Origin of the sequence: Hydrogenophaga sp. OTU3427, from assembly GCF_038440225.1 — a bacterium.
Taxonomy (GTDB): domain Bacteria; phylum Pseudomonadota; class Gammaproteobacteria; order Burkholderiales; family Burkholderiaceae_C; genus Hydrogenophaga.
Map to the genome: position 1 here is coordinate 43799 of NZ_JASATI010000005.1, position 26257 is coordinate 70055.

Consider the following 26257-nt stretch of genomic DNA (forward strand, 5'->3'; position numbering starts at 1 on the left):
CGGCCTTGCTTGGGGCGGCCCGGCGCTGCGGCCTTGACCCATGCTGCCCGCCTACGCCGAACTCCATGCGCTGAGCCATTTCAGCTTCCAGCGTGGCGCCTCCAGCCCCGACGAGATGGTGGCGCGCGCCCTGGCGCTGGGCTACCGCGCGCTGGCCATCACCGACGAATGTTCGATGGCCGGCGTGGTGCGCGCCCACCTGGCGGCCCAGGGCACGGGCCTGCAGTTGCTCATCGGCACCGAACTGCGCATCAGCGCGCCCGAGCTCGCCTGCGGCGGCTTCACCCTGGTGCTGCTGGCACGCCACCGCCAAGGCTATGGCCAGCTGTGTGAGCTCATCACCGCCGCGCGTGGCCGCGAACAGCGCGGGCGCGAACGCTACCGCCTGCACTGGCAGCAGCCGCCCTTGAGCGAGGCGCCGCTGGGCGATGTGCTGGCCCTGCTGCTGCCCTGGCGCGAGGTGGCGGGCCAGGCCCACGGCAGCAGCGAAGCCGACATCGAGCGGGCCGCGTACTGGCTGGGTCAACGCTTCCTCCACCAGGCCTGGCTGGGCGTGGCCTTGCACCGGCGCCTGGACGACGCCCTGTGGCTGGCGCGTCTGCAGACTGTGGCGCAGGCCAGCGGCCTGCCCCTGGTGGCCGCCGGTGGTGCGCTCATGCATGTGCGCACCCGCAAGCCGGTGCTGGATGTGATGACCGCCATCCGCCAGCACCGCCCGGTGGCCGACTGCGGTGACGCCCTCAGCGCCAACGCAGAGGCCCACCTGCGCAGCCGGGTCAGCCTGGCCTGGATTTACCCCCGCGAGCTGCTGGACGAGACCCTGCGGGTGGCCGCGCTGTGCGATTTCGATCTGTCCGAACTGCGCTACGAATACCCCCACGAGCTGGTGCCCGCAGGCCAGACCCCTGCCAGCCATCTGCGCCGGCTCACGCTGTTGGGGGCGGCCGAGCGCTACCCGCAAGGCGTGCCGGCGCCGGTGATGGCGCAGATCGACAAGGAGCTGGACCTGATCTCGGCGCTGCGCTACGAACCGTATTTCCTCACCGTCTATGACGTGGTGGCCTTCGCCCGCGAACAGAAGATCCTGTGCCAGGGCCGCGGCTCGGCCGCCAACTCGGCGGTCTGCTACTGCCTGGGCATCACCGAGGTCAACCCGGCGCAGTCCACCCTGCTGTTCGAGCGTTTCATCAGCAAGGAGCGCAACGAGCCGCCCGACATCGACGTCGATTTCGAACACCAGCGGCGCGAGGAGGTGATCCAGTACCTGTACACCAAATACGGCCGCCACCGCGCCGCCCTGGCCGCCGCCGTGGCCACCTACCACCCGCGCAGCGCCATCCGCGACGTCGGCAAGGCGCTGGGCCTGGCGCCCGAGCTGGTCGACACCCTGGCCAAGGGCCAGCAGTGGTGGGACGGCACCGAGCTGATGCACGAGCGCCTGATCGAAAACGGCCTGGACCCGCACGACCGGCGGCTGCGCCAGCTGCTGGACATCACCCGCACGCTGATGGGGTTCCCGCGCCACCTGTCGCAGCACAGCGGCGGCTTCGTGCTCACGCAGGACCGGCTCACGTCCACCGTGCCGGTGGTGCCGGCGGCCATGGCCGGGCGCAGCATCATCGAATGGGACAAGGACGACATCGACGCCCTGGGCCTCATGAAGGTGGACGTGCTGGCCCTGGGCATGCTCAGCGCGCTGCGGCGCATGCTGGACATGGTGGGCGCCTGGACCGGGCGGCCCCTGCGACTGCAGGACATTCCCCAGGACGACAAGGCCACCTACGACATGATCTGCCGCGCCGACACCGTGGGCGTGTTCCAGATCGAGAGCCGCGCCCAGATGAGCATGTTGCCGCGCCTGCGGCCCCGCACCTTCTACGACCTGGTCATCGAGGTCGCCATCGTGCGCCCCGGGCCCATACAGGGCGGCATGGTCCACCCCTTTCTGCAGCGGCGCGAGCTGGCGCGCAGCGGCGGCCGGATCGACTACCCCAGCGACGCCCTCAAGCCCGCGCTGGCGCGCACCCTGGGCGTGCCCATCTTCCAGGAACAGGTGATGCAGATCGCCGTGCTGGCCGCCGGCTTCACGCCCGGCGAGGCCGACCAGCTGCGCCGCGCCATGGCCGCCTGGCGGCGCAAGGGCGGGGTGGACAAGTTCCACCACAAGCTGGTCTCGGGCATGCTGGCCAACGGCTACACGGTCGAGTTCGCCGAGGCCATCTTCCGCCAGATCGAGGGCTTTGGCGAATACGGCTTCCCCGAAAGCCACGCCGCCAGTTTTGCCCTGCTGGTCTACAGCAGCGCCTGGCTCAAGCAGCACCATCCGGCGGCCTTCCTGGCGGCCCTGCTCAATTCGCAGCCCATGGGTTTCTACAGCCCCTCGCAGCTGGTGCAGGACGCTCAGCGCCACGGGGTGGAGGTGCGGCCAGTGGATGTGCTGCACAGCGGCTGGGACAGTCACCTGGAACCTTCGATGGGCGATTCGCCACAGCCGGCGGTGCGCCTGGGCCTGTCCCTGGTCAAAGGCCTGTCGATCGAGGTGGCCGGGCGTATCGCCGATGCGCGTGCGCAGGGCGGATGCCACGACGTGCAGGAGCTGGCCCGGCGTGCGGGGCTCGACGCCAGCGACCTCAAGGCCCTGGCCGCCGCCGATGCCCTGGCCGGCCTGGCCGGCCACCGCCGCCAGCAGGTGTGGGCGGCCAGCGCCCAACACGTCGCGCCAGCCTTGCTGCGTGGCGCGCCGGTGCACGAGGCCGCGCTGGACCTGCCCGCCGCTGGCGAAGGCGAGGCCGTGGTGCACGACTACGCCGCCCTGGGCCTGAGCCTGCGCCAGCACCCGCTGGCGTTGCTGCGCCCGTGGCTGGCGGCCCAGCGCCTGATGACCGCCGCCGCCCTGCGCGATGTGCCCGATGGTCGCCTGGTGCGCGCCTGTGGTCTGGTCACCACCCGCCAGCGCCCGGGCACCGCCAAGGGTGTGGTCTTTGTCACGCTGGAGGATGAAACCGGCACCGTGCAGGTCATCGTCTGGAAAGCCCTGCGCGAACGCCAGCGCGCGCCCCTGTTGCAGGCCCGCCTGCTGGCGGTGTACGGGCGCTGGCAGCGCACTGGCGAGGACGACACACACGTTGTCACCCACCTGATTGCCCAGCACCTCGTCGATCTGACACCCCATCTGCACGGGCTGGCCACCCACAGCCGCGATTTCCGCTGAACCACCCCTACACTGCGGCCAACCACCTCATGCCCATCGTCCGTCTCCAACCCCCACACGCCCAGGCCTACCGCGCGCTGATGCTCGACGCCTACGCCCGCCACCCCGACGCCTTCACCTCCAGCGCGGCCGAGCGCGCGGCCTTGCCGCTGGCCTGGTGGGCCGCGCGCCTTTCGCCGGCCGACGACGCGCCCGAGGCCGTCTGGGCCGCCATGGACGGCGAGAACTTGCAGGGCGTGGCCGGCCTGTCTTTCGAGCGCCGCGACAAAGTGCGCCACAAGGCCACCTTGTTTGGCATGTATGTGCGGCCTGACGTGCGCGGCCAGGGCCTCGGGCGCCAGCTCGTCGCCGCCGTGCTGGCGCACGCCCACACCCGCCCGGAGATCTCCGTGCTGCAACTCACCGTCACCGAAGGCAATGCGGGCGCCGTCGCGCTTTACCGCTCGGCTGGCTTCGAGACCTGGGGCCGCGAGCCCTGGGCTGTGCGGGTGGGCGAAGGCTTCGTCCACAAGCAACACATGTGGTGCCCGTTGAACGCACAGGCGCTTGGACACAACCATGCGTGAGGTGCATCGGCTGCAACTGGTGGCGCTGGTGCGCCAGTGTCCCGAGCTGATGCATGCCTTGCGGGCGGGCCGATCATTGGGGCTGTCGTCCTGGTGCATCGGTGCCGGTGTGCTGCGCAACCTGGTGTGGGACCACCTGCATGGCCATGGTGAGGCCACTCCTTGCGATGACTTGGACCTGGTCTACTTCGACCCCGATGACCTGAATCCAGCCACCGAAGCGCGTTTGCGTGCGCAGCTGCTGTCTTGTTGTCCGAACTCGGTTTGGGATGTCACCAACCAGGCCGCCGTCCACCTGTGGTACGCGACCCGATTTGGCCAAGAGGTTGAGCCCTTGCCATCCTTGGTGGATGGCCTGGCCACCTGGCCGGAATATGCCACCGCCGTCGGTGTGTGTCTGACGGCCCAAGACGAGATTGAGGTGCTTGCCCCCTTCGGGCTAGATGATCTCTTCAACATGCTTGTGCGCCACAACCCGGCCCGCGTCAGCGCCGACGCTTATCGGAGCCGCGTGCTGGCCAAGCGCTTCGCGCAACGTTGGCCGCGTGTGGTGGTGTTTGATGCCGTGAATTGCCGTTAGCCGGAACGCCCATCATCACCCACACCCCGGCATCTGGAGTCTTGCGCCCGCGTACTGCGGCTCTGCAAAACCACAGCGCTGTGTCATGTTGATTGCCCAAACACCAGTGGGCCATGGACGGGATCAGGGGGGCGCTCAGACGCGCGCTGCCTCGTAAAGCTCCAGCGGCAGCCCATCCGGATCGGCAAAAAACACAAAACGCCGCTGGGTGTATTCGTCCAGCCGCACCGCCTCGACCACCACGCCCTGTGACTCCAGCCGCTGCTTGCAGGCCCCCACGTCATCCACCTCGAAGGCCAGGTGGCGCAAGCCCCTGGCCTCGGGGTAGGACGGGCGGGGTGGGGCGTCGGGGAAGGAGAACAGCTCGAGCTGGCTGCCGTCGGGCAGGGCCAGGTCCAGCTTGTGGGACTGGCGCTGGGCACGGACGTTCTCGGCCACCACCCGCAGCCCCAGCACCTCGGTGTAGAAGTGTTTGGACCTCGCGTAGTCCGAGCAGATGATGGCGGCATGGTGTATGCGTTTGAGCATGGGCCGCCCGCGTCAGCCCATGTTGCGGATCAGGCCGACCATCACGCCTTCGATCTCGAAGCCGTCGGCCGGCCCGATCACCATGGGCTGGAAGTCGGGGTTGGCGGGGTGCAGTTCGATGTGGCCACGCTGGCGCACCAGGCGCTTGACGGTGACTTCGTCGCCGAGCCTGGCCACCACGATCTGCTGGTGCAGGGCTTCGCGGGTGGTGTGCACGGCCAGCAGGTCGCCGTCGAGGATGCCGGCATCGCGCATGGACAGTCCGCGCACGCGCAGCAGGTAGTCGGGGCGGCGGCTGAAGAGGCGCTGCTCCACCGTGAACGTGCTCTCCACGTGGGCCTGCGCCAGGATGGGCACGCCCGCGGCCACACGGCCGATCAGGGGCAGGGTGAGCTGCTGCAGTTCGGGCAGGCCGAGTGGCATCTGGCGGGGCGTGGGGTGGCTGCCGGTGCGCAGGCGGATGCCACGCGAGGTGTTGCCGACCAGCTCGATCACGCCCTTGCGCGCCAGGGCGCGCAGGTGCTCCTCGGCCGCGTTGGCCGACCTGAAGCCGAAGGCGGTGGCGATCTCGGCGCGGGTGGGCGGGGCGCCGGTTTCGGCCATGGTGTCCTCGATCAGCGTCAGGATGTCCTGCTGGCGGAGGGTGAGCTTGACCGGTTCGTTCATGGGGTGGTGACTCCAATGTGTCGCAACTGTATCAATATACAGCGCTTTCCCATGATAACTTGCGCGTTTCGATTTCCCATCCCGCCAACCCCAACGGAATGCCCCCATGAGCGACATCCTCGTCCACACCGAAGCCGGCGTCTGCACCATCACCTTCAACCGCGCCGACAAGAAGAACTCGATCACCGCGGCCATGTACGCAGCGCTGGCCGACGCGCTGGTCGCCGCCGAGGCCGATGCGGCCGTGCGTGTGGTGGTCTTCCAGGGCCACGAGGCGGTGTTCAGCGCCGGCAACGACATCGCCGATTTCCTCAACGCACCGCCCAACAACGAGGGCGCGCCGGTGTTCCGTTTCCTGCGCGGCATTGCCCAGTTCCCCAAGCCGGTGGTGGCCGCCGTCTGCGGTCCGGCGGTGGGCATAGGCACCACCATGCTGTTCCATTGCGATCTGGTCTACGCGGGCGACAACGCCGCCTTCGCCATGCCTTTTGTCAACCTGGGCCTGTGTCCCGAGGCCGCGTCCAGCCTGCTGGTGCCGCAGATGATGGGTTACCACCGTGCCGCCGAGGCGCTGCTGCTGGGCGAGCCCTTCATGGCCGAGGCCGCGCTGGAGGTGGGACTGGTCAACAAGGTGCTGCCGCCCACCGAGGCCAATGCCTACGCCCAGACCGTGGCCCGCAAGCTCGCGGCCAAGCCCATGAGCGCGCTCCTGCAGACCAAGCAGCTCATGAAGAAGGGCCAGACCGCGCTGGTGCTGGCGCAGATGAACGAGGAGGCCACGCACTTTGGTCGCATGTTGACGGAGCCCGCCGCGCGCGAGGCCTTTGGCGCCTTCATGGAAAAGCGCAAGCCGGATTTCTCCAAGCTCTGATCCCTCCAAGGAGGCCCGCCCATGGACTGCATGCTGCTGATCATCGAACCCACCGGCCAGCGCGCCACCCGCACCGAGGCCGAGGGCCAGGCGGCCTACCAGAGCATGCTGGACTTCGCGGCCGGCCTGCGGGCGCAGGGCAAGCTCAAGGCGGCCGAGTCGCTGGCGTCACACGCCAGCGCGGTGCGGGTGCACACCGGCGGCGGCCACCCGCAGGTGCTTGACGGCCCCTTCGCCGAGGCCAAGGAAATGATCGGCGGCTTTTTCCTGCTGGATTGCACCGACATGCGGGAGGCGGTGGCCATCGCCCAGCGCTGCCCGGCGGCGGCCTGGGCCACGGTCGAGGTGCGCTCGCTGGCGCCCTGTTTCGACGACAGCCGCGCGGCGGCCTGAGCCACCGCCCGCGCCACCACACGCTTCGAGCCCTGCGTGTGGGCTCGGGTCCCGGCACCGTGCCCGGGGTGGGGCGCCCGCCGCCCTCGTCCATCTGTGTGATTGACGATTTTTTACAAATGTGGTTAAGCTTGCTAACGGTCCCGGCTGTTCATTTTTGGCAGTTGGATTTGCGCTTCGCGCCCGTCCTCCACCACCACAAGCAGCGCATGCAAGTCATACAAACGAGACACAAGTACCAGGATGGGCTGCTGGTTCGGCACCTGCAGGCGTTTCTGGGCGACACCGATCCGGCCGCCATCGACCTGTTGCGCGAGCACCTGGAATGGATAGAGGTCGGCAGCGGTGAAACGTTGATGGAGCAGGGCGACCCGGGCGACTCGATGTACCTGGCGATCAGCGGGCGCCTGCGTGCCTACATCCGCGACGAGAACGGCGAGCAGCGCGCGGTGCGCGAACTCGCGCGCGGGCAGGTGATTGGCGAGATGAGCCTCTACACCGGGGCGCCGCGTTCGGCCACCGTGGTGGCCATCCGCGATTCGGTGCTGATCCGGCTGAACAAGACCGCCTTCAACCACCTGCTGGCCAGCAGCGCGCAGGCCTCCATCGGCCTGACCGGCCAGCTCATCCGCCGCCTGCAGACCGAACACGCGCGGGTGTCGGCCGACAAACCGGTCACGATCGCGCTCATGGCCATCACCGACGGCGTCAACGTGGCGGGATTGGGTGCCCAGTTGGCCACCCACATGGCGCGGGCTGGCCGCGTGCAGGTGGTGGACTCGGCGCTGATGCGCCAGCGCCTGTTGGCCCTGGGGCTGTCCGACAGTGAAGGCGATGGCGCCCACGACAGTGCCGAGGTGCGGCGCCAGGTCGCCATGGTGCTCGACCAGATCGAGGCCGAGAACGACTTCGTGCTGCTGGTGGCCGATGCCACCCCTTCGCCGTGGACCCACCGCTGCGCGCGCCACTGCGACGAACTGCTGCTGCTGGTCGACACCCGCCAGCCGGCGCGGCTGCACCCCATCGAGACCGACTTCCTCATGCTGCGCCCCCCGCGTGCCGAGGCCGCCCATGTGCTGGTGCTGCTGCACGACGACGACGACCAGACCCCGGTCAAGACCCGGGCCTGGCTGGACCGCCGCCCGGTGGCCGACCACGTGCACCTGCGCCGTGGCGCCGAGCGCGACATGGCCCGGTTGGCGCGGCTGCAGACCCGCACCGCGGTGGGCCTGGTGTTCGCCGGTGGCGGAGCCCGTGGCCTGTCGCAGCTGGGCATCTACCGTGCCTTGCAGGAACATGGCATCGAGGTCGACTGCGTCGGTGGCACCAGCATAGGCGCCATCATGGCCATGCTGGTGGCCTCCGACCAGCCGCTGGACGACCTGATGGCGGTGACCCGCAAGGCCTTTGGCAGCAACCCCACGGGCGACTTCAACTGGCTGCCGCTGATCTCGCTGATCAAGGGCCACCGCCTGCGCCAAGTGGTCAAGGAGTCGATGCAGACGTTGTTCAACGGCGACCCCAACGTCGAGGATCTGTGGAAGAACTACTACTGCATCGCCACCAATTACTCCACCGCCAGCGAGGTGGTGTTGCGCCGTGGCAACCTGGGCCGGGCCATCCGGGCCAGCATCGCCATCCCGGGAGCCCTGCCGCCGGTCATCCACGACGGTGATCTGTTGTGTGACGGTGGCACTTTCAACAATTTTCCGGTCGATGTGATGCGAAAAATGCGAGGAGTGGGCACGGTGCTCGGCGTGGATCTGAGCTTCAAGAAGCCCCGAAAAATCACGTTCAACGAGGTGCCCGGCACCTGGGCACTGCTGCGCGACAAGCTGCGCCCGCGCGCGCGGCGTCGCTACAAGCTGCCGTCCATGGCCGCCTTGCTGATGAATGTGACCATTCTGTACAGTGTGTCGCGGCAGCGCGAGGTCGAGGCCCTGACCGATGTTTATTTCAATCCGCCGTTGGACCGCGTGGGCATGCTGGCTTGGAATAAACTTGATCAAATCGTAAAACAAGGTTACACACACGGTAACGAAGTGTTGCAGTCCTTGGATCCCGCCCTGCTGAAGCGGGTTCGGGCGACCGCCATTTGACGTTTTTGGATGGTCCGGGTGTCTGCAGGGCTCAGCGCGGCAGACGGGTTCAAACGGGGACGGGCACCTGGGTGCCCGAGGATTGGAGTGAACATGTGGTGCAAACAAGCCTGGGTGGCGAGTGCGATGGCGGTGGCCTGCTGGTCCGCCAGCGCACAGGGCACGTCGGCGGATACGGCGGCCATCGGGTACGTCAAGACGGTCAGTGGTGAGGCCTTTGTGGTGACCGACGGCAAAAGCGTCGCCGCCAAGCCGGGCACGCCCCTGAAGGTGCGCGACACCATCCGCACCGGCGCCAACGCCAGCATGGGCATCACGCTCAAGGACAACACCGTCATGTCCTTCGGCCCGGCGACGCAGTTCGTGCTGGAGGAATACCTGTTTGCCCCCGCCAAGGGCGACGCCAAGCTGGGCGGTCGCCTGACCAGCGGCTCGCTGCACTACGTGTCGGGGCTGATCGCCAAGACCAAGCCCGATGCCGTGACGGTGAAGACCCCGACCGGCACCATCGGTGCCCGTGGCACCCGTTTTGTGGCGGTGGTGTCGCAATGAACCGGCACATCCTGGCCCGGGCCGCGGTGGCGGCCATCTGCGGGGTGCTGCTGACCGGTGGCGTGGCCACGGCCCAGAACCTGCCTGAACCCATGCGCGAGGCCGCCCGCAAGGCCGTCAACAGCCACCCCAGCGTGCAGGCCAAGTGGCATGCCCTGCTGGGCACCACCGCGCGCCAGGAAGCCGAACGTGGCCCCATGCTGCCGCAGGTGGACCTGCACGCCAGCGTGGGCCGCGAATGGCAGGAGCGCCCCGGCAGCTCCACCGGCGGCTACACGCACACCAACGGCACGCTGTCACTGAACCAGATGCTGTACGACGGCGGTGCCGCCGGCGGCGCCGTGCGCCAGGCCGGTTTCGAGCGCCTGTCGCGCTACTACGGCCTGCTCGACAGCGCCGAGGCCATCGCCCTGGCGGCGGTGCTCGCCTACGCCGATCTGGCGCGCGCCACTGAACTGGTGGAGCTGGCCAAGCGCAACTACGTGGAGCACAAGCTGGTCAACCAGCAGCTGACCGAGCGCGAGAGTGGCGGCGTGTCGCGCCGCGCCGACGTGGAACAGTCCCTGGGGCGTCTGGCCCTGGCCGAATCCAACCTGGCCGAGGAGCTGGCGGGCCACCAGCGCGCCGCGCAGGCCTACCTGCACGCGGTGGGCGAGCTGCCCCCGGCCAACGTGCCCGAATTGGCGGCCAGCGTGGGCTTGCCGGTGCCTGCTGGCAACGTGCCCGAGGCCTTGTCGCAGGCCCTGCGCCAGAGCCCGCGCCTGTGGATGGCGGTGGAGAACGTGCGCGCCAGCCGTGCGGCGGTGGACGTCTACCGCAGCGCCAACCGGCCGCGCCTGGACCTGCGGGCCAGCCAGTCGCTGGACCGCAACCTCGATGGCGTGCGCGGCCGTTCCCGCGACGCGGTGATCGAGCTGCTGCTGCGTTTCAACCTCTACCGCGGTGGCGGCTACGAGGCCCGTGTGGTGCAGGCGGCCGAGGCGATGAACCAGGCGCTGGACAACCAGGAGGCCACCTGCCGCGACCTGCGCCAGACCCTGGCCATCACCCTCAACGAGGTCAACACCCAGCGCGAGCAGACCCAGTTGCTGGACACTCAGCGCCTGGCCACCGAGAAGGTGCAGGCGGCCTACCAGCAGCAGTTCAACATTGGCCAGCGCACCCTGCTGGACCTGCTGGACACGCAGAACGAGGCCTTTGAAGCCAGCCGCGCCTACACCCGCGCCCGCTATGCCCTGTTCGCCGCGCAGGCCAAGGTGCTCGCGTCCACCGGCCGCCTGGGACCGGCGCTGGGCATCACCCGCGAAGGCATGCCCAGCGCCAGCGACATGGGGCAGGATCAGCCCGAAATCGATCCAGGCAGCCTGTGCTCACCGGAGTCCGTGGCCCTGGTCGCGGTCGACAAGACGCCGCCGCCGCGCCCGGTGCCGCTGCCACGTTCGTATGTGGTGCTGCTGCAGAACGCCGACGGCACCACCGGCAAGGTGGTGGTTGCGGGCGACAAGGGCACGATCGAGCTGGGGCAACCCCGCGATGCCTCGGCCCTTGACGGTTCGCGCCAGCCCTACGCCGTGCCCGACGACATGCTGGCCCGCGACACCGGTCGCGCCATCGACGGCAGCCCGATCGCTCCGCAGGTTTTCCTGCTGAATTTCGAGAAGGGCAGCACCAAGCTGACGCCGCAGTCGCAGGCCATGATGGACCGCGTCTTCGGCAGCGTGCGCGAGCGCACCAGCACCGACGTGTCCATCGTGGGCCACACCGACACGCTGGGCAGCGCGGCCTCCAACCAGTCGCTGTCGCTGCGCCGTGCCGAGTCGGTCAGCCGCATGCTCAAGCCGGTGGCTTCGCGCATCGTGGCCATGGACATCGGCGGCATGGGCGAGACCAGCCCGGTGGTGCCGACGGCCGACAACGTCTCGGAGCCCCGCAACCGGCGGGTGGAGTTGACGGTGCGCTGACCATGTTTCTTGCTGTCACATCAGGTCGGTCGACGTGACAGGGGGTGGCACAGGGTGGGAAAGGGCGGCAGTGGACCGCCCTTCTTATTTTTCGTTCATGACGATCACTTCACCGCTTTCGCCCTGCCGCAGTCGCTGCAGGTGCAGCGCCACCAGCGGGTCGTCCGGGCGTTGGCGGGCCAGGGCCTCGAAGGCGCCCAGCGCGCCGGGGTCGGACTGGGCCATCAGACCGTAGGCGGCTTCGTAGGCGGGCACCGCCGCCGCCTCGGCGGGCTCGAACGGCAGGCCGTTGTTGAGCGGCTGGTAGACCAGCAGCGAGCGGCTCTTGCCCTTGAGCGTGAGCCGGCCCACGCGGCGCACCTGGGCGCCGGGCACGCCGGCGATCACGTCCTCGGACATGCAGACCCGGGTGCCCAGATGCTTGTTGACGCTTTCCAGACGCGCGGCGGTGTTCACCGGGTCGCCCAGCGCGCGGTAGTCGAAGATGGTGCTGCCGCCGAAGTTGCCCACGATCACCTCGCCGCAGTGCACGCCCACCCGGGTGTGGCCAAAGGGGATGCCACGCGCCTGCAGGTCCAGCGCGTATTGGGTGGCGTAGCGCTGCATGGCCAGCGCGCAGTCGTGTGCGCGCTGCTGGTGGTCAGGCTGGCGCACCGGCGCCGAAAACATGATGGCCACCGCGTCGCCCACGATGCGGTCCAGCGTGCCCTCGTGGGCAAAGGCGATGTGGATCATTTCGTCCAGGTAGCGGTTGAGCAGGGCCACCGCCTCGCCCGGGTCGATCTTCTCCATCAGGGTGGTGAAGCCGGCCAGGTCGGTGAAGACAAAGCTGCACGTCTGGCGGCGCCCGCCCAGTTCCAGCGCGTCGGGGTTGTCGACGATGTGGCGGACCAGGTTGGGCGAGACGTAGCGCGAGAAGGCCTCGCGCACCCAGCGCTGGCGCCGTTCGCTGGTGAAGTGGTGCACCGTGCTGGCCACCAGGAAGGCGGCAAAGATGCCCAGCGAGGGCACGACGGCGTCGACCAGCAGGTGGTGGGTCGAAAACGCGTACCAGCCGCCCCACAGGCTGCCTGCCAGCGAGGTTGCCAGCAGCAGTGCCGAGTACAGGGCGCCGCCGTACATGGCGAGCAGGCCCACGACCAGTCCGCCGACGACCAGCGTCAGGGCCTCGACCGCCATGGCCCAGCTGGGGCGGTAGAGGAAGCTGTCGGTGAGCGCCTGCTCCAGCAGCTGGGCGTGGGCCTCCACGCCGGGGATCACACCGCCCAGCGGCGAGAAGCGCAGGTCCATCAGGCCCTGGGCCGAGCTGCCGAAGAGGATGAGCCGGCCTTCGATCTCGCCCGGCGCCACCTCGCCGCTGAGCAGCTTCCAGGCCGGGATGATCCGCTCGCGGCGCAGCGGCGCGTAGTGCACCCAGGCCTCGCCGTTGCGGGTGGTGGGCACCACCACGTTGCCGATGCGGATTTCCGCGATGCCCGGGTTGGTCGAGGGCGCCATGCGGATCAGGTAGTTGGGCGCGCCCTGGCCCACGCGCAGCATCTCGGTGACCAGGGTGGGCAGGATCCGGTCGCCCACGCGCAGCACCAGCGGCACGCGCCGCACCACGCCGTCGTCGTCGGGCACGAAGGTCAGCGCGCCGACGGCGCTGGTGTGCTCGCCCAGCACGGACAGCGGCGCCACCACGCTGCCGAAGCGGTGCAGGTAGGGCAGGGGCGAGTCGCCCATGGTCACGGGGCTGGGCACCGGCATGTGGGCCGGCAGGCTGCCGTCGCCGCGGCGTTCGAGCGAAAAACCCAGCACCACGCCGCCCTGGCTCAGTTGCCGGGCCAGCACCGTGTCGTTGTCGGGCAGACCGGACAGCAGCTTGCGCACACCGGGCGGCACCGGCCAGTCGGCGCTGACCGCGGCCGGCGAGGTGCGGTCGGGTTCGGCGAACACGATGTCGAAGCCGATGGCCGCCGCCTGGTGGGCCTGCAGCCGCGCCACCAGCTCGGCGATGCGGTAGCGTGGCCAGGGCCATTGGCCGAGCTTGGCCAGGCTGTCCTCGTCGATGTCGACGATGCGCACGGCGGTGTCCTGGTACACCCGGGGCTGCAGCCGCTGGTACTCGTCCCACAGGGCGTGACGCAGCGTACGCACCAGCGGCGGGTCGGCCAGCAACACGGCCGTCATCAGCGCCACGGCCAGCAGGGGTGCCAGCACGTTCAGGTGTCGGATCTTGCGCAGGATTTTTCGCATCGTGATGGGGCGTGTCGGTTGAGCGCGGGTTTACGGCATGCCGGCATGCCGACGCCACCGGCTAACATTAAATGACAAAAAACGAAGCGAACGGCTGTCCGTTCACGCCGAGTGGCCTGCCGGATGGCCGGTCGCAGATCTGAGGCCCTCAACGAATGAAGCAGAGCTTGGACAAGAGCGCCTCCCGGCTGGAGGGGGCGGCCGCGGTGCGCTGGCGGCCCTTGCACCTGCTGGCCGCGCTGGAGGCGGTGGCCCTGGCCCTGCCCACCACACTGGGGGGCGTGATGCTCGTGTTTGCCCAGGTGGGCACGGCGTATCTGGCCAGCGGCATCCTGGCGGCCATGCTGGGACTGGTGTTGCTGCACTTGCTCAGCCTCAGCTCCACCCGGCCGGCGATGTTTGCCGCCCGCCTGTTCGAGGCCACCACGCTAGCGGCGATCCTGGGACAGTTGCGCCTGCAGCTGCCGGGCTGGGGCCTGCAGGACACGCCGGAAGTGCGCATGGCCTTCCTGTGCCTGATCGCCGCCGGTGCCGGCCTGGTGACCGGCGTGCTCTACCTGTTGCGGGCCGACCGCCTGACGCGCTACATCCCGGCGCCGGTCTTCAGCGGTTTTTCCAACAGCATCGCCGCCTTGCTGCTGATGTCCCAGCTGGGCACGCTGCTGCGCCTGTGGCAGGGTGGGGAGTCGGCCTGGCTGCTGGCGGTCCTGGCTGTCACCGCGGCGACCTGCATGCTGGGCTCGCGCCTGCGGCTGCCGACGCTGCCCGCCGCCGCCGTGGGCCTGGGCGTGGGTGCCTTGCTGGCGCAGGCGCTGGGCGCGCTTGGTCACCCGTCGCTGACCCTGGCCGGCGGGGCGCTGCCCACCACCGTGCCCCTGATGCTGGCCGACTTCCACGCCCTGTCCGATGCGGCGGTACGGCACTTGGCCGTGCTGGGCCACGTGCTGGTGCAGGCCTTCATCCTGGGGGTCATGGCCTTCATCAACACCACGGTCACGCTCGAAGCCGTCAGCCTGCGGGACGGCCAGCGTTTTGTGGGTGTCGGTCCGCGCCTGCTGCAGTCCCTGGGCGTCTCGCTCGCCTCGCTGCTGGGCTCGCCGGTGCTGACGGTGTCCCAGCAGGCATCGCTGGCGGCGCAGCGCACCGTCCGGCTGCGGCCGGTGACGGTGTTCTGGACCGCGCTGCTGTTTGCCCTGGCCTATGCCTCGGGCCTGGTGCTGTGGATGCCCGTGGCCGCCGTGTGTGGCGTGATGCTGGCCGATGCCTGGTTTTTTGTCGACCGGGGGTCGGCCCGCCAGCTGGGCCGCTGGCTCACGCGCAAGCCGCTGTCGGCCAACGCGCGGGAGGACCTCGCCCTGGTGGTGGCCGTCACCTTCACTGCCGTGGCGGTCAACATGGTGGTGGCGGTGGTGGTGGGCATCGTGCTGGGGCTGCTGCTGTTCGCCATGCGCAACGCCCGCAAGCCGGTGCGCCACGTGTGGAGCGGGCACCAGGTGCGGTCCAACTGCGCGCGCCCGCGCGCCGAGCTGCTGGCGCTGGACGCCGTGGCCCACCACATCAAAGTGTTCGAACTGGAAGGCGATCTGTTTTTCGCCTCGGCCGGGGCCTTGCAGGAAACGGTGGAGGCTCAGGTCCAGGACGGCCAGTGGGTGGTGCTCGACTGGAGCCGCACCCGCCATGTGGACACCAGCGTGGTGCAGGTGGTGGCGCGCCTGCACAGCGTCTTGCCGCGCCGCCACGTCGTCTTGCTGCATGCCGGCGTGCGGGCCAGCGGGCCGCTGGCCGAAGCCATGGCCGACGCGGTGCCCCCTGGCGCCACCCACGCCGACCTGGACCGCGCGCTGGAGGTGGCTGAAAACGCCTTGCTGGTGGGCACGGCGGGCCGCGCCCAGTCGCCGGACGGTGGAGCGCCGGAGGCCACGGTCGGTTTCCTGCGCGGGCTGGACGAGGCCGACCGGCAGCGGCTGGTGGCCGCCATGCGCACGGTGCGCTACCGCGCCGGCCAGACCGTGTTGCGCGAGGGCGACCCAAGCGACGAACTGATGCTGGTGCTGGAAGGCTCTGCCAGCGTGGTGGTGCGGGGCCCCCAGGGCGCGGACATCCGCCTGTCCACGGTGTTGCCCGGCGCCACGCTGGGGGAGATCGGTTTCCTGGACCGGGCGCCACGCTCCGCGGAGGTGGTGGCCACGACCGATCTGGTGCTGGCCTGCCTGGACCGGGCGCAGTTTGATCAGATGGGGGCGGACCACCCGCGCATCGTGCAGCGGCTGCTGGCCAACATCGCCGTCGACATCGCGGCGCGCCTGCGTTCCGTCAGTGCCATGGTGGCGGCCCGCAACCGGGTCTGAGCACGGCGGCCATCACCCCACCGGGCATCGGATGTTGTGCCCGCGCAATAGCCCCGGCGCCATCACGCCCGGCCGCGCTGGCTAGAATGGATTCATGGTCACCAAACCCGTGAAACCCGAACCCGTCACGCCCCCAGCCGGAGGGGATGACTCGGTCGTGCTCGAACGCATCGCCCAGCGCACCCAGCCGCCGCACATGTACCAGGTGGTCCTGCTCAACGACGACTTCACCCCGATGGAGTTCGTGGTGCTGGTCATCCAGGAATTTTTCAACAAGGACCGCGAGACGGCGACCCAGATCATGCTCAAAATACACCTGCAAGGCAAAGGCGTCTGCGGCGTGTTTTCGCGTGACGTCGCTGCGACCAAGGTCGATCAGGTGCTGGACGCGGCCCGCCAGGCGGGGCATCCGCTGCAGTGTGTGAGCGAGCCGGTTGAATAAACCGGGTTCGCCCCAAGCTGCCCAACGATTGGATTTTTGTAAAGGAAGTGCCCCATGATTGCCCAGGAACTTGAAGTCAGCTTGCACATGGCCTTTGTCGAGGCCCGGCAACAGCGGCACGAATTCATCACGGTGGAGCACCTGCTGCTCGCGCTGCTGGACAACCCCAGCGCGTCCGAGGTGCTCAAGGCCTGCTCGGCCAACATCGATGATCTGCGCAAGTCGCTGACCAATTTCATCAAAGACAACACGCCCCAGGTGGCCGGCACCGACGAGGTGGACACGCAGCCCACGCTGGGTTTCCAGCGCGTGATCCAGCGCGCCATCATGCACGTGCAGAGCACGGGCAACGGCAAGAAGGAAGTCACCGGCGCCAACGTGCTGGTGGCGATCTTCGGCGAGAAGGACTCGCACGCCGTCTACTACCTGCATCAGCAGGGCGTGACGCGCCTGGACGTGGTCAACTTCATCGCCCACGGCATCCGCAAGAGCGACCCGCCCGAGCCCACCAAGTCCAACGAGGCGGCGCCCGAGAACGAGGAGAGCGGCGAAAGCAAGGGCAACGAGAAGGCTTCGCCGCTGGAGCAGTTCACGCTCAACCTCAACCAGGCGGCCAAGGACGGCAAGATCGACCCGCTGATCGGCCGTGAGTACGAGGTCGAGCGCGTGATCCAGATCCTGTGCCGCCGCCGCAAGAACAACCCGCTGCTGGTGGGCGAGGCCGGCGTGGGCAAGACCGCCATCGCCGAGGGCCTGGCCTGGCGCATCACCCAGAAGGACGTGCCCGAGATCCTGGCCGAGTCCACCGTCTACTCGCTGGACATGGGCGCGCTGCTGGCCGGCACCAAGTACCGTGGTGATTTCGAGCAGCGCCTGAAAGGCGTGCTCAAGTCGCTCAAGGACAAGCCGCACGCCATCCTGTTCATCGACGAAATCCACACCCTGATCGGGGCCGGCGCGGCCTCGGGTGGCACGCTGGACGCGTCCAACCTGCTCAAGCCGGCGCTGTCCAGCGGCAACCTCAAGTGCATCGGTGCCACCACCTTCACCGAGTACCGCGGCATCTTCGAAAAAGACGCGGCCCTGAGCCGCCGTTTCCAGAAGGTCGACGTGGTCGAGCCGACGGTGGAGCAGACGGTGGAAATCCTCAAGGGCCTCAAGTCCCGCTTCGAGGAACACCACAGCGTGAAGTACGCCGCCGCCGCCCTGCAGGCCGCGGCCGAGCTCAGCGCCAAGTACATCAACGACCGCCACCTGCCCGACAAGGCGATCGACGTCATCGACGAGGCCGGTGCGGCCCAGCGCATCCTGGCGCCCTCCAAGCGCAAGAAGACCATCAGCAAGACCGAGATCGAGGAGATCGTCGCCAAGATCGCCCGCATCCCGCCGGCCAACGTGTCCAACGACGACCGCGGCAAGCTGCAGACGCTGGAGCGCGACCTGCGCAGCGTGGTGTTTGGCCAGGACAAGGCGCTGGAGGTGCTCGCCGGTGCCGTCAAGATGGCGCGCTCGGGCCTGGGCAAGGGCGACAAGCCCATCGGCTCCTTCCTGTTCAGCGGCCCCACCGGCGTCGGCAAGACCGAAGCCGCCAAGCAGCTGGCCTACATCATGGGCATCGACCTGATCCGCTTCGACATGTCGGAGTACATGGAGCGCCACGCGGTCAGCCGCCTGATCGGCGCGCCTCCGGGCTACGTGGGTTTTGACCAGGGCGGCCTGCTGACCGAGGCCATCACCAAGAAGCCCCACGCGGTGCTGCTGCTTGACGAAATCGAGAAGGCGCACCCGGACATCTTCAACGTGCTGCTTCAGGTCATGGACCACGGCACCCTGACCGACAACAACGGACGCAAGGCCGACTTCCGCAACGTCATCATCATCATGACGACCAACGCGGGCGCCGAGACCATGAACAAGGCGACCATCGGTTTCACCAACCCGCGCCAGGCCGGCGACGAGATGGGCGACATCAAGCGCCTGTTCACGCCCGAGTTCCGCAACCGCCTCGATGCGATCGTGAGTTTCAAGGCGCTGGACGAGAACATCATCCTGCGCGTGGTCGACAAGTTCCTGCTGCAGCTCGAAACCCAGCTGGCCGAGAAGAAGGTCGACGTCACCTTCACCGACAAGCTGCGCAAGCACCTGGCCAAGAAGGGTTTCGATCCGCTGATGGGCGCGCGCCCGATGCAGCGCCTGATCCAGGACACGATCCGCCGGGCCCTGGCCGACGAGCTGCTGTTCGGTCGCCTGACCGAAGGTGGCCGCCTGACGGTGGACATCGGCGACGTGGCCGAGGGCAGCGACGCCGCACCCGAGGTCTTGCTCGACATTCAGCCGCTGCCGCCCAAGGGCCGCGCCAAGGCCGAGCCGACCGAGCCGGAAGAGGCCGCGGCGGCCGACTGAAAGCACATGGCCCCCACGCTCCGCCGCTGACGCGGGTCGCTGCCCCCCAAGGGGGCGCGTCCTTGCTTGGGGCGGCCCGGCGTGGCGGACGGAATGACGGCCCCCACGCTCCGCCGCTGACGTGGGTCGCTGCCCCCCAAGGGGGGGCGTCCTTGCTTGGGGCGGCCCGGCGTGGCGGACTTGGGCTGTCGGCGGTTACGATCAAAAGGCCGGTGCATGGCGCACCGGCCTTTTTTCATGAGCCGCATGACGCACACCTTCCTCTGGCACGACTACGAAACCTTTGGTGCCAACCCCCGGCGCGACCGCCCGGCGCAGTTCGCCGGCATACGCACCGACGCCGAGCTCAACGAGATCGGCGAGCCCATGATGTTCTACTGCCAGCCGGCGGTGGACGTGTTGCCCGATCCCGAGTCCTGCCTGATCACCGGCATCACGCCGCAGCACTGCGCCGAACACGGTCTGATCGAAAACGATTTCGCCAGCCGCATCGAGGCGGCGCTGGGCCAGCCGGGCACCATAGGCGTGGGTTACAACACCATCCGCTTCGACGACGAGTTCACCCGCTACCTGTTCTGGCGCAACCTGATCGACCCGTACGCACGCGAGTGGCAGAACGGCTGCGGCCGCTGGGACCTGCTCGATGTGGTGCGCATGGCCTACGCGCTGCGGCCCGAAGGCATTGCGTGGCCCACCAAGCCCGATGGCAAACCCAGCTTCAAGCTCGAAGACCTGGCGCGCGCCAATGGTCTGGTGCACGAGGCGGCGCACGATGCCTTGTCCGACGTGCGCGCCACCATCGCGCTGGCGCGCCTGATCCGCGACAAGAACCCCAAGCTGTTCGACTTCTGCCTGGGCCTGCACAAGAAGGACCGCGTGGCCGCCGAACTGGGCCTGCCGGCCTCGCGCGAATCGGCCCGACCTTTCCTGCATGTCTCGGGCATGTTCCCGCCCGAGCGGGGGTGCCTGGCCGTGATGTGGCCGCTGGCCAGCCACCCTGTCAACAAGAACGAGCTGATCGCCTGGGACCTGGGCGCCGACCCGGCCGAACTCGCGCGCCTGAACGCCGACGAGATCCGGCTGCGGCTCTACACCCGCAGCGCCGACCTGCCCGAGGGCGTGGCCCGGCTGCCCATCAAGACCGTGCACCTCAACAAATCCCCCATGGTGGTGGGCAACCTGAAAACGCTGCGGCCCGAGCTGGCGCAGCGCTGGGGCCTGGACCTGGAGCAGGCGCTGCGGCACGCGGCGGTGGCGCGCGACCTGCCCGACATGAGCGCCATCTGGGCCCAGGTGTTCCAACGCGTGCCGTCGACCGAGGCCGTGGACGTGGAGCACGACCTCTATGGTGGCTTCATCGGCAACGGCGACCGTCGCCGTCTCCAGGCCCTGCGCACGCTCACCCCGGCGGAATTGGCCCTGGACAAGACCGGTTTCGACGACGAACGCCTGGCAGAGCTGGTGTTCCGCTGGCGCGCCCGCAACTGGCCCGATGCGCTGCGGCCGGAGGAGGCGCAGCGCTGGGCCGCTCATTGCGCCGACCGGCTGCTGCACGGGGCGGCCGGCGCCACCACCATCGAGGCCCTGTGTGCCCGCATCGACGAGCTGGCGGAGCTGGCCAGCGAAAAAGGTGACGAACGTGCCGAGGCCATCCTCGGCGCGCTCTATGATTACGCCGATGCCGTGGCGCCAGACGCCTGACGGCCGGTTCGCCCGCCGCACGGGTGTGGTTTGGCGGGATGTGGGAGACGTCTGATGCGAAGTGTGATGTGGGGCCGCCTGGTGCTGGCCCTGGGGATGGTGTGGGGCGGCGTCAGCCAGGCCGCCGCGCCGGTGTTCGTGCTCAATTCGCTGGATGCCGACGTGAGCGTGGTGGACCCGCGCACCTGGACCGAGGTGCGCCGCATCCCGACCGGCAAGGAGCCCCACCACCTCTACCTCACGCCGGACGAGAAATCGGTCATCGTGGCCAACGCGCTCAGCGACTCGCTGACCTTCATCGATCCGCGCACGGCCGAGGTGCAGCGCACGGTCCGGGGCATCCTCGACCCCTACCAGCTGCAGTTCTCGCCCGACATGAAGTGGTTTGTCACGGCGGCCAACCGCCTCAACCACATCGACATCTACCGCTGGGACGGCCAGAACCCGACCCTGGTCAAGCGCATCCCCACCGGCAAGATCCCCAGCCACCTGTGGATTGACCCGCGCAGCACCACGTTGTGGGCCAGCATCCAGGGCGACGACGAACTCGTGACCATCGATCTGGCCACACAGACCCTGCGTTCGCGGGTCAAGACCGGCCCCATGCCGGCCGACGTCTTCGGCACGCCCGACGGCAAGACCTTGCTGGTGGGCCTGACCGGCGCCGCCGGGGTGGAGGTCTACGACGTCAGCGGTGCCCAGCCGCGCCTGCTCAAGACCATTGCCACCGGCAAGGGGGCGCATGCATTTCGCGCCGCCGGCGACGGCCGCCACGTGTTCGTGAGCAACCGGGTCGCCAACACCATCACCCGCATCGATTTCACGACCATGCAGGCGGTCAACAGCTTTGAGGCGCCGTCCGGCCCGGACTGCATGGACGTGTCCGCCGACGGCAAGACCCTGATGGTGGCCTCGCGCTGGGCCAAGAAGCTGACCGTGATCGATCTCGCCACCGGCAGCGTGGTGCGCCAGGTGAAGGTGGGCAAGTCGCCCCACGGGGTCTGGACACTGGACCATGCGGCTCGCCGCTGACGGCGTCCGCAGGCGCTTGCTGGCCGGGCTGCTGGCGCTGGCCTGCGTGCCGGCCAGCCACGCTGCGGAGGCGGGTTGCGCGAAGCCGCTGTACCTCACCTTCGACACCGGCCACATGGGCGTGGCCCCGCTGATCGCCGAGGTGCTGGCACGCCAGCAGGTGCTGGTCACGTTTTTTGGTGCCGACGAGCGCACCCAGGCCGGCGACGGCAGCCTGGGGCGGCATTGGGCGCCCTGGTGGCGCGCGCGCGCGGCCGAAGGCCATGCCTTCGCCTCGCACACGCTCGACCACGTGTACTGGCAGGCCGACGTGCCCGGCGATCCGCCGCGTTTCCGAGTCCGGGCCTCGGCGGGGCCGAACCAGGGCGACGTCCAGCTGTGGGACGCAGCGCGGTATTGTCGAGCCATCGAGCAGGGTGCGCAGCGGCTCGAGACCCTGACCGGCGTGAAGGCGCTGCCGCTGTTTCGTGCGCCCGGGGGCCGCACCTCGCCAGCGCTGCTGGCGGCGGCCAAGGCTTGCGGTTTCCAGCACGTGGGCTGGGCGCCGGCCGGCTTTCTGGGCGACGAGTTGCCCAGCGAACGCGTGAGCAACGCCCAACTGCTCGACAACGCCTTGCGCAAGCTGCGCAGCGGCGACATCCTGGTGGCGCACCTGGGCATCTGGTCGCGCCGCGACCCTTGGGCGCCGACGGTGCTCGAACCTCTGATCGAGGGCCTCAAGGCCAAGGGTTTCTGTTTCCGCACCCTGCGCGAACACCCTGACCACATCCGATGGAACAGCGCCCACGCCCGGTGAGCGCGGCGTCTTGCCAGCCTGTCTGACCATGGACTTCTTGATCGAACTGTTTGCAGTCGCCCAGCTGGCGTTGTTCGAAGCGGTGGTGCAGCCACTGAGCTTTGCCCTGGGCGCTGGCGACCTGCTGGAGCAGGCCTATGACGCCACCGGCTGGCTGCTGGTGGGTCTGCTGCAGTTGCTGGTGCTGCTGGTGCTGATTGCACCGCTGCAGCGCTGGCGGCCGGTGGAGGCCGTCACCGACCCGCGCGCGGTGCGGGTCGACGTGATCTACACCCTGGTCCACCGGCTGGGGTTGTTCCGGCTGTTCATGTTCTTCACCTTCGAGAACTGGGTGGAACTGGGCTTGAGCGAGTTGCGCGTGCTGGGCTGGCCCACGCTGCACCTGGACCAATGGTGGCCGGGCGTGACCGACGTGGCCTGGGTCAGTTTCCTGATCTACCTGGTGGCGTTCGACTTCCTCAATTACGCAATCCACCGCGCACAGCACCATTTTCACTGGTGGTGGTCGTTGCACGCCTTGCACCACTCGCAGCGGCAGATGACGATGTGGAGCGACAACCGCAACCACCTGCTGGACGACGTGCTGGTGGACATGGTGTGGGTGTTGGTGGCGTTGCTGATCGGTGTCGGGCCGGGACAGTTCGTGGCGCTGGTGGCTCTGGGCCAGCTCAGCGAAAGCCTGCAGCACGCCAACCTGCGGCTGTCCTTCGGCCGCTGGGGTGAACGCCTGTGGATCAGCCCGCGGTTTCACCGCGTGCACCACGGCATCGGCATCGGGCACGAGTCGACCGGGCGCGGCACCCTGGGCGGGCACAACTTCGGTGTGCTGCTGCCCTGGTGGGACATGCTGCTGGGCACCGCCGACCTCGACAGCGAGGTCGGGCCCACGGGTGTGCGCGACCAGGTGGAGCCGGACGCCCAGGGCCGGGTGCGCGATTACGGCGAGGGCTTCTGGGCCCAGCAATGGTTGGGCCTGCGGCGCCTGTTCGGGCGCGGGGCCGTGCCGCTCAGTCCGCCAGCAAGGCCGTGATGTGCCGCCAGTGCGCCGGCTCGACCGGCGTGATGGAGAGGCGGTTGCCGCGCTGGAGCACCACCAGGTCGGCCAGTGCGGGGTCGGCGCGCAGCGCGGGCAGGGTGAGGTTGCGGGTCTTTTTCAGCACCTGCACGTCCACCAGCAGCCAGCGCGGTGTGCCCGGCGTCACCTTGGGGTCGAAGTAGGGTGACGCGGGATCGAACTGCGTCGGGTCGGCGTAGGCCGCCGAAGCCACTTGCGCGATGCCCACGATGCCCGGCTCGGCGCAGCTGGCGTGGTAGAACAACACGCCGTCGCCCACGCGCATGGCGTCGCGCATGAAGTTGCGCGCTTGGTAGTTGCGCACCCCGGTCCACGGCACGGTGGCGTTGGGGGCGGCCAGGGCGTCGTCCACCGACACCTCGGCCGGCTCGGCTTTCATGAGCCAGTAGCCTGTGCTCACCGCTTTCCGCCGAGCAGTCCGCCCAGGATGCCGCGCACGATCTGGCGGCCCAGACCGCTGGCCACGCTGCGCGCCGCCGTCTTGGCCATGGTCTGCACCAGGCCGTCGTACTGGCCACCGCGCGGGCCGGTGCGGCCGAACAAGGCTTCGTTCACCATGCCACCGATGCCGCCACCGGCGGCCGGGGTGTTCTGGCCGCCGCTGGCGCCGGGAATGCGCGGCGTCTTGACGGCGCCTTCCTCGGCCTGGGGGGTTTCTTCTCCACGCGCGCCCGCATGGGCGCGCAGGGCCTCGTAGGCCGATTCGCGGTCCACCGTCTTTTCATAGACGCCGGCCACCAGCGAGCCCTGCAGCAGCGCCTGCCGCTGCGCCGGTGAGATCGGGCCCAGCTGGCTGCCCGGGGGCAGCACGAACACGCGTTCGGTTTCGGTCGGGCGGCCCTTGGGGTCGAGCAGGCTGACCAGGGCCTCGCCCACGGCCAGTTCGGTGATGGCGGCCTCGATGTCCAGCCCGGCCTTGGGGCGCATGGTTTCTGCCGTGGCCTTGACGGCCTTCTGGTCGCGTGGCGTGAAGGCGCGCAGGGCGTGTTGCACGCGGTTGCCCAGCTGGCCCAGCACGGTGTCGGGGATGTCCAGCGGGTTCTGGGTCACGAAGTACACGCCCACGCCCTTGGAGCGCACCAGGCGCACCACCAGCTCGATGCGCTCGACCAGCACCTTGGGCGCTTCGTTGAACAGCAGGTGGGCCTCGTCGAAGAAGAACACCAGCTTGGGCTTTTCGGGGTCGCCGATCTCGGGCAGCTGTTCGAACAGTTCCGACAGCATCCACAGCAGGAAGGTGGCGTACAGGCGGGGCGAGTTCATCAGCTTGTCCGCCGCCAGCACGTTGACCACGCCCTGGCCGTCCACCGTCTGCATGAAGTCGTTGATGTCGAGCATGGGCTCGCCAAAGAACTTGTCGCCGCCCTGCTGCTCGATCTGCAGCAGGCCGCGCTGGATGGCGCCCACGCTGGCGGCGCTGATGTTGCCGTACTCGGTGGTGAACTGCTTGGCGTTGTCGCCCACGTGCTGCAGCATGGAGCGCAGGTCCTTGAGGTCCAGCAGCAGCAGGCCGTTGTCGTCGGCGATCTTGAACACCAGGTTGAGCACGCCGGCCTGCGTGTCGTTGAGGTTGAGCATGCGCGCCAGCAGCAGCGGGCCCATGTCGCTCACGGTGGCGCGCACCGGGTGGCCCTGTTCGCCGAACACATCCCACAGCGTGGTCGGGCAGGCCAGGGGCTCGGGCAGGGCGATGCCGCGGTCCTTGAGCACGGCGGCCAGCTTGTCGCCGATCTTGCCCGGCTGGCTGATGCCGGTCAGGTCGCCCTTGACGTCGGCCATGAAGACCGGCACCCCAATGCGCGAGAACTGTTCGGCCAGTGTCTGCAGCGTGACTGTCTTCCCGGTGCCGGTGGCGCCGGTGATCAGCCCGTGGCGGTTGGCCAGGCCGGGCAGCAGTTCGCAGGCGGTGTGGGCGTTCTGGGCGATGTGTAGCGGGGCGACGGACATGGGAACCTCTCCTGTATGCCGCGCCGGGGGCTGCGGCCAAAAAGTAGAATATCAGGTTATCTTCGAGTGGCCCGGTGGGCCGCCATCACCCCGGCCAGCCGTGCCGGAACAGACGAGGTTTTCATGGCAGGACATTCCAAGTGGGCCAATATCCAGCACCGCAAGGGCCGGCAGGACGAAAAGCGCGGCAAGATCTGGACCCGCATCATCCGTGAGATCACGGTGGCCGCGCGCACCGGCGGTGGCGACCTGAGCGCCAACCCGCGTCTGCGCCTGGCGGTGGACAAGGCCAAGGCCGCCAACATGCCGGCCGACCGCATCAAGTACAACATCGACAAGGCCTCGGGCAACCTCGAAGGCGTGAACTACGAGGAAATCCGCTACGAGGGCTACGGCATCGGCGGCGCGGCCATCATCGTCGACACCATGACCGACAACCGCGTGCGCACCGTGGCCGAGGTGCGCCACGCCTTCAGCAAATACGGCGGCAACCTGGGCACCGAAGGTTCGGTGGCCTTCCAGTTCAAGCACTGCGGCCAACTGGTGTTCGCGCCCGGCACCTCCGAGGACAAGGTCATGGAAGTGGCGCTGGAGGCCGGTGCCGAGGACGTACTGACCGACGAGGACGGCGCCATCGAGGTGCTGACCGCGCCCTTCGAATTCGAGGCCGTCAAGAACGCGCTGGAGGCCGCCGGCCTCACCCCCGAGGTGGCCGAGGTCGTCATGCGACCGGAAAACACCATCGAGCTGTCGGGCGACGACGCCGCCCGCATGCAAAAGCTGCTGGATGTGCTGGAAGACCTGGACGATGTCCAGGAGGTTTCCCACAACGCGGCACTCTGAAAGCA

General features: G+C 68.7%; 21 protein-coding genes. 16 read left to right on the plus strand and 5 right to left on the minus strand.

Annotated elements, in window-relative coordinates; translation table 11 throughout:
* Nucleotides 1-40 precede the first annotated feature (40 nt).
* From AAHB17_RS04515 to AAHB17_RS04525, 3 genes are read left to right on the plus strand one after another with little or no spacing between them, the layout of a single operon-like run.
* Entirely contained in the window at nucleotides 41-3211 is a 3171-nt protein-coding gene (locus AAHB17_RS04515; RefSeq protein ID WP_342129304.1) for an error-prone DNA polymerase, read from the plus strand.
* A 29-nt stretch (nucleotides 3212-3240) separates the two neighbouring features.
* On the plus strand, nucleotides 3241-3777 hold the full coding sequence (locus tag AAHB17_RS04520; RefSeq protein ID WP_342129305.1) for a GNAT family N-acetyltransferase: 537 nt from the start codon (nucleotides 3241-3243) through the stop codon (nucleotides 3775-3777).
* Nucleotides 3770-4357, plus strand: a complete 588-nt coding sequence (locus AAHB17_RS04525; RefSeq protein ID WP_342129306.1) for a nucleotidyltransferase family protein — start codon at nucleotides 3770-3772, stop codon at nucleotides 4355-4357. The genes AAHB17_RS04520 and AAHB17_RS04525 overlap by 8 nt, the downstream gene beginning before the upstream one ends.
* 135 nt (nucleotides 4358-4492) lie before the next feature.
* On the opposite strand, the gene gloA2 is transcribed toward AAHB17_RS04525, so the two are convergent.
* The gene (gene gloA2 / locus AAHB17_RS04530) at nucleotides 4493-4885 is read right to left on the minus strand and encodes an SMU1112c/YaeR family gloxylase I-like metalloprotein (protein ID WP_342129307.1); all 393 of its coding nucleotides are present in this window, start codon (nucleotides 4883-4885) and stop codon (nucleotides 4493-4495) included.
* A 12-nt stretch (nucleotides 4886-4897) separates the two neighbouring features.
* Nucleotides 4898-5551: a transcriptional repressor LexA gene (lexA, locus tag AAHB17_RS04535; RefSeq protein WP_342129308.1), complete on the minus strand. Its 654-nt coding sequence runs from the start codon at nucleotides 5549-5551 to the stop codon at nucleotides 4898-4900.
* A gap of 106 nt (nucleotides 5552-5657) precedes the next feature.
* On the opposite strand from lexA, the gene AAHB17_RS04540 reads away from it, so the two are divergent.
* The 5 genes from AAHB17_RS04540 (at nucleotide 5658) to AAHB17_RS04560 (ending at nucleotide 11427) form a co-directional block, all read left to right on the plus strand.
* A complete protein-coding gene (locus AAHB17_RS04540; protein ID WP_342129309.1) occupies nucleotides 5658-6422 on the plus strand; it encodes an enoyl-CoA hydratase in 765 nt (254 codons plus the stop codon).
* Nucleotides 6423-6443: 21 nt separating this feature from the next.
* Nucleotides 6444-6815: a YciI family protein gene (locus tag AAHB17_RS04545; protein ID WP_342129310.1), complete on the plus strand. Its 372-nt coding sequence runs from the start codon at nucleotides 6444-6446 to the stop codon at nucleotides 6813-6815.
* 209 nt (nucleotides 6816-7024) lie between these two features.
* The gene (locus tag AAHB17_RS04550) at nucleotides 7025-8914 is read left to right on the plus strand and encodes a patatin-like phospholipase family protein (RefSeq protein ID WP_342129311.1); all 1890 of its coding nucleotides are present in this window, start codon (nucleotides 7025-7027) and stop codon (nucleotides 8912-8914) included.
* 93 nt (nucleotides 8915-9007) lie between these two features.
* On the plus strand, nucleotides 9008-9466 hold the full coding sequence (locus AAHB17_RS04555; RefSeq protein ID WP_342129312.1) for a FecR family protein: 459 nt from the start codon (nucleotides 9008-9010) through the stop codon (nucleotides 9464-9466).
* Complete coding sequence (locus AAHB17_RS04560) at nucleotides 9463-11427, plus strand: TolC family outer membrane protein (protein ID WP_342129313.1); 1965 nt, start codon at nucleotides 9463-9465, stop codon at nucleotides 11425-11427. The genes AAHB17_RS04555 and AAHB17_RS04560 overlap by 4 nt, the downstream gene beginning before the upstream one ends.
* 84 nt (nucleotides 11428-11511) lie before the next feature.
* On the opposite strand, the gene AAHB17_RS04565 is transcribed toward AAHB17_RS04560, so the two are convergent.
* Nucleotides 11512-13665 carry a CHASE2 domain-containing protein gene (locus AAHB17_RS04565; RefSeq protein WP_342129314.1) on the minus strand — a complete coding sequence of 718 codons (2154 nt, stop codon included), beginning with the start codon at nucleotides 13663-13665 and terminating at the stop codon, nucleotides 11512-11514.
* A gap of 155 nt (nucleotides 13666-13820) precedes the next feature.
* Here AAHB17_RS04565 and AAHB17_RS04570 point away from each other — a divergent pair, with 155 nt between their 5' ends.
* From AAHB17_RS04570 to AAHB17_RS04600, 7 genes are all read left to right on the plus strand, one after another.
* Entirely contained in the window at nucleotides 13821-16013 is a 2193-nt protein-coding gene (locus AAHB17_RS04570) for a cyclic nucleotide-binding domain-containing protein (protein WP_342129315.1), read from the plus strand.
* A gap of 94 nt (nucleotides 16014-16107) precedes the next feature.
* Nucleotides 16108-16455, plus strand: coding sequence for an ATP-dependent Clp protease adapter ClpS (gene clpS / locus AAHB17_RS04575; RefSeq protein WP_342129316.1), 348 nt, complete (start codon nucleotides 16108-16110; stop codon nucleotides 16453-16455).
* Nucleotides 16456-16509: 54 nt separating this feature from the next.
* Nucleotides 16510-18858, plus strand: a complete 2349-nt coding sequence (clpA, locus tag AAHB17_RS04580; protein ID WP_342129317.1) for an ATP-dependent Clp protease ATP-binding subunit ClpA — start codon at nucleotides 16510-16512, stop codon at nucleotides 18856-18858.
* A 246-nt stretch (nucleotides 18859-19104) separates the two neighbouring features.
* Complete coding sequence (sbcB, locus tag AAHB17_RS04585; protein ID WP_342129318.1) at nucleotides 19105-20559, plus strand: exodeoxyribonuclease I; 1455 nt, start codon at nucleotides 19105-19107, stop codon at nucleotides 20557-20559.
* A 54-nt stretch (nucleotides 20560-20613) separates the two neighbouring features.
* Complete coding sequence (locus AAHB17_RS04590; protein WP_446719553.1) at nucleotides 20614-21591, plus strand: YVTN family beta-propeller repeat protein; 978 nt, start codon at nucleotides 20614-20616, stop codon at nucleotides 21589-21591.
* On the plus strand, nucleotides 21575-22387 hold the full coding sequence (locus AAHB17_RS04595) for a polysaccharide deacetylase family protein (protein WP_342129319.1): 813 nt from the start codon (nucleotides 21575-21577) through the stop codon (nucleotides 22385-22387). The genes AAHB17_RS04590 and AAHB17_RS04595 overlap by 17 nt, the downstream gene beginning before the upstream one ends.
* Nucleotides 22388-22415: 28 nt before the next feature.
* Nucleotides 22416-23417 carry a sterol desaturase family protein gene (locus tag AAHB17_RS04600; RefSeq protein WP_342129320.1) on the plus strand — a complete coding sequence of 334 codons (1002 nt, stop codon included), beginning with the start codon at nucleotides 22416-22418 and terminating at the stop codon, nucleotides 23415-23417.
* On the opposite strand, the gene AAHB17_RS04605 is transcribed toward AAHB17_RS04600, so the two are convergent.
* Together AAHB17_RS04605 and AAHB17_RS04610 are read right to left on the minus strand one after the other, a co-directional pair.
* Entirely contained in the window at nucleotides 23395-23841 is a 447-nt protein-coding gene (locus tag AAHB17_RS04605) for an EVE domain-containing protein (RefSeq protein ID WP_342129321.1), read from the minus strand. The two genes, AAHB17_RS04600 and AAHB17_RS04605, sit on opposite strands and share 23 nt — an antisense overlap.
* A 17-nt stretch (nucleotides 23842-23858) precedes the next feature.
* On the minus strand, nucleotides 23859-25409 hold the full coding sequence (locus tag AAHB17_RS04610; RefSeq protein ID WP_342129322.1) for a helicase HerA-like domain-containing protein: 1551 nt from the start codon (nucleotides 25407-25409) through the stop codon (nucleotides 23859-23861).
* A gap of 123 nt (nucleotides 25410-25532) precedes the next feature.
* Here AAHB17_RS04610 and AAHB17_RS04615 point away from each other — a divergent pair, with 123 nt between their 5' ends.
* Complete coding sequence (locus tag AAHB17_RS04615) at nucleotides 25533-26252, plus strand: YebC/PmpR family DNA-binding transcriptional regulator (RefSeq protein ID WP_342129323.1); 720 nt, start codon at nucleotides 25533-25535, stop codon at nucleotides 26250-26252.
* Nucleotides 26253-26257: the final 5 nt, after the last annotated feature.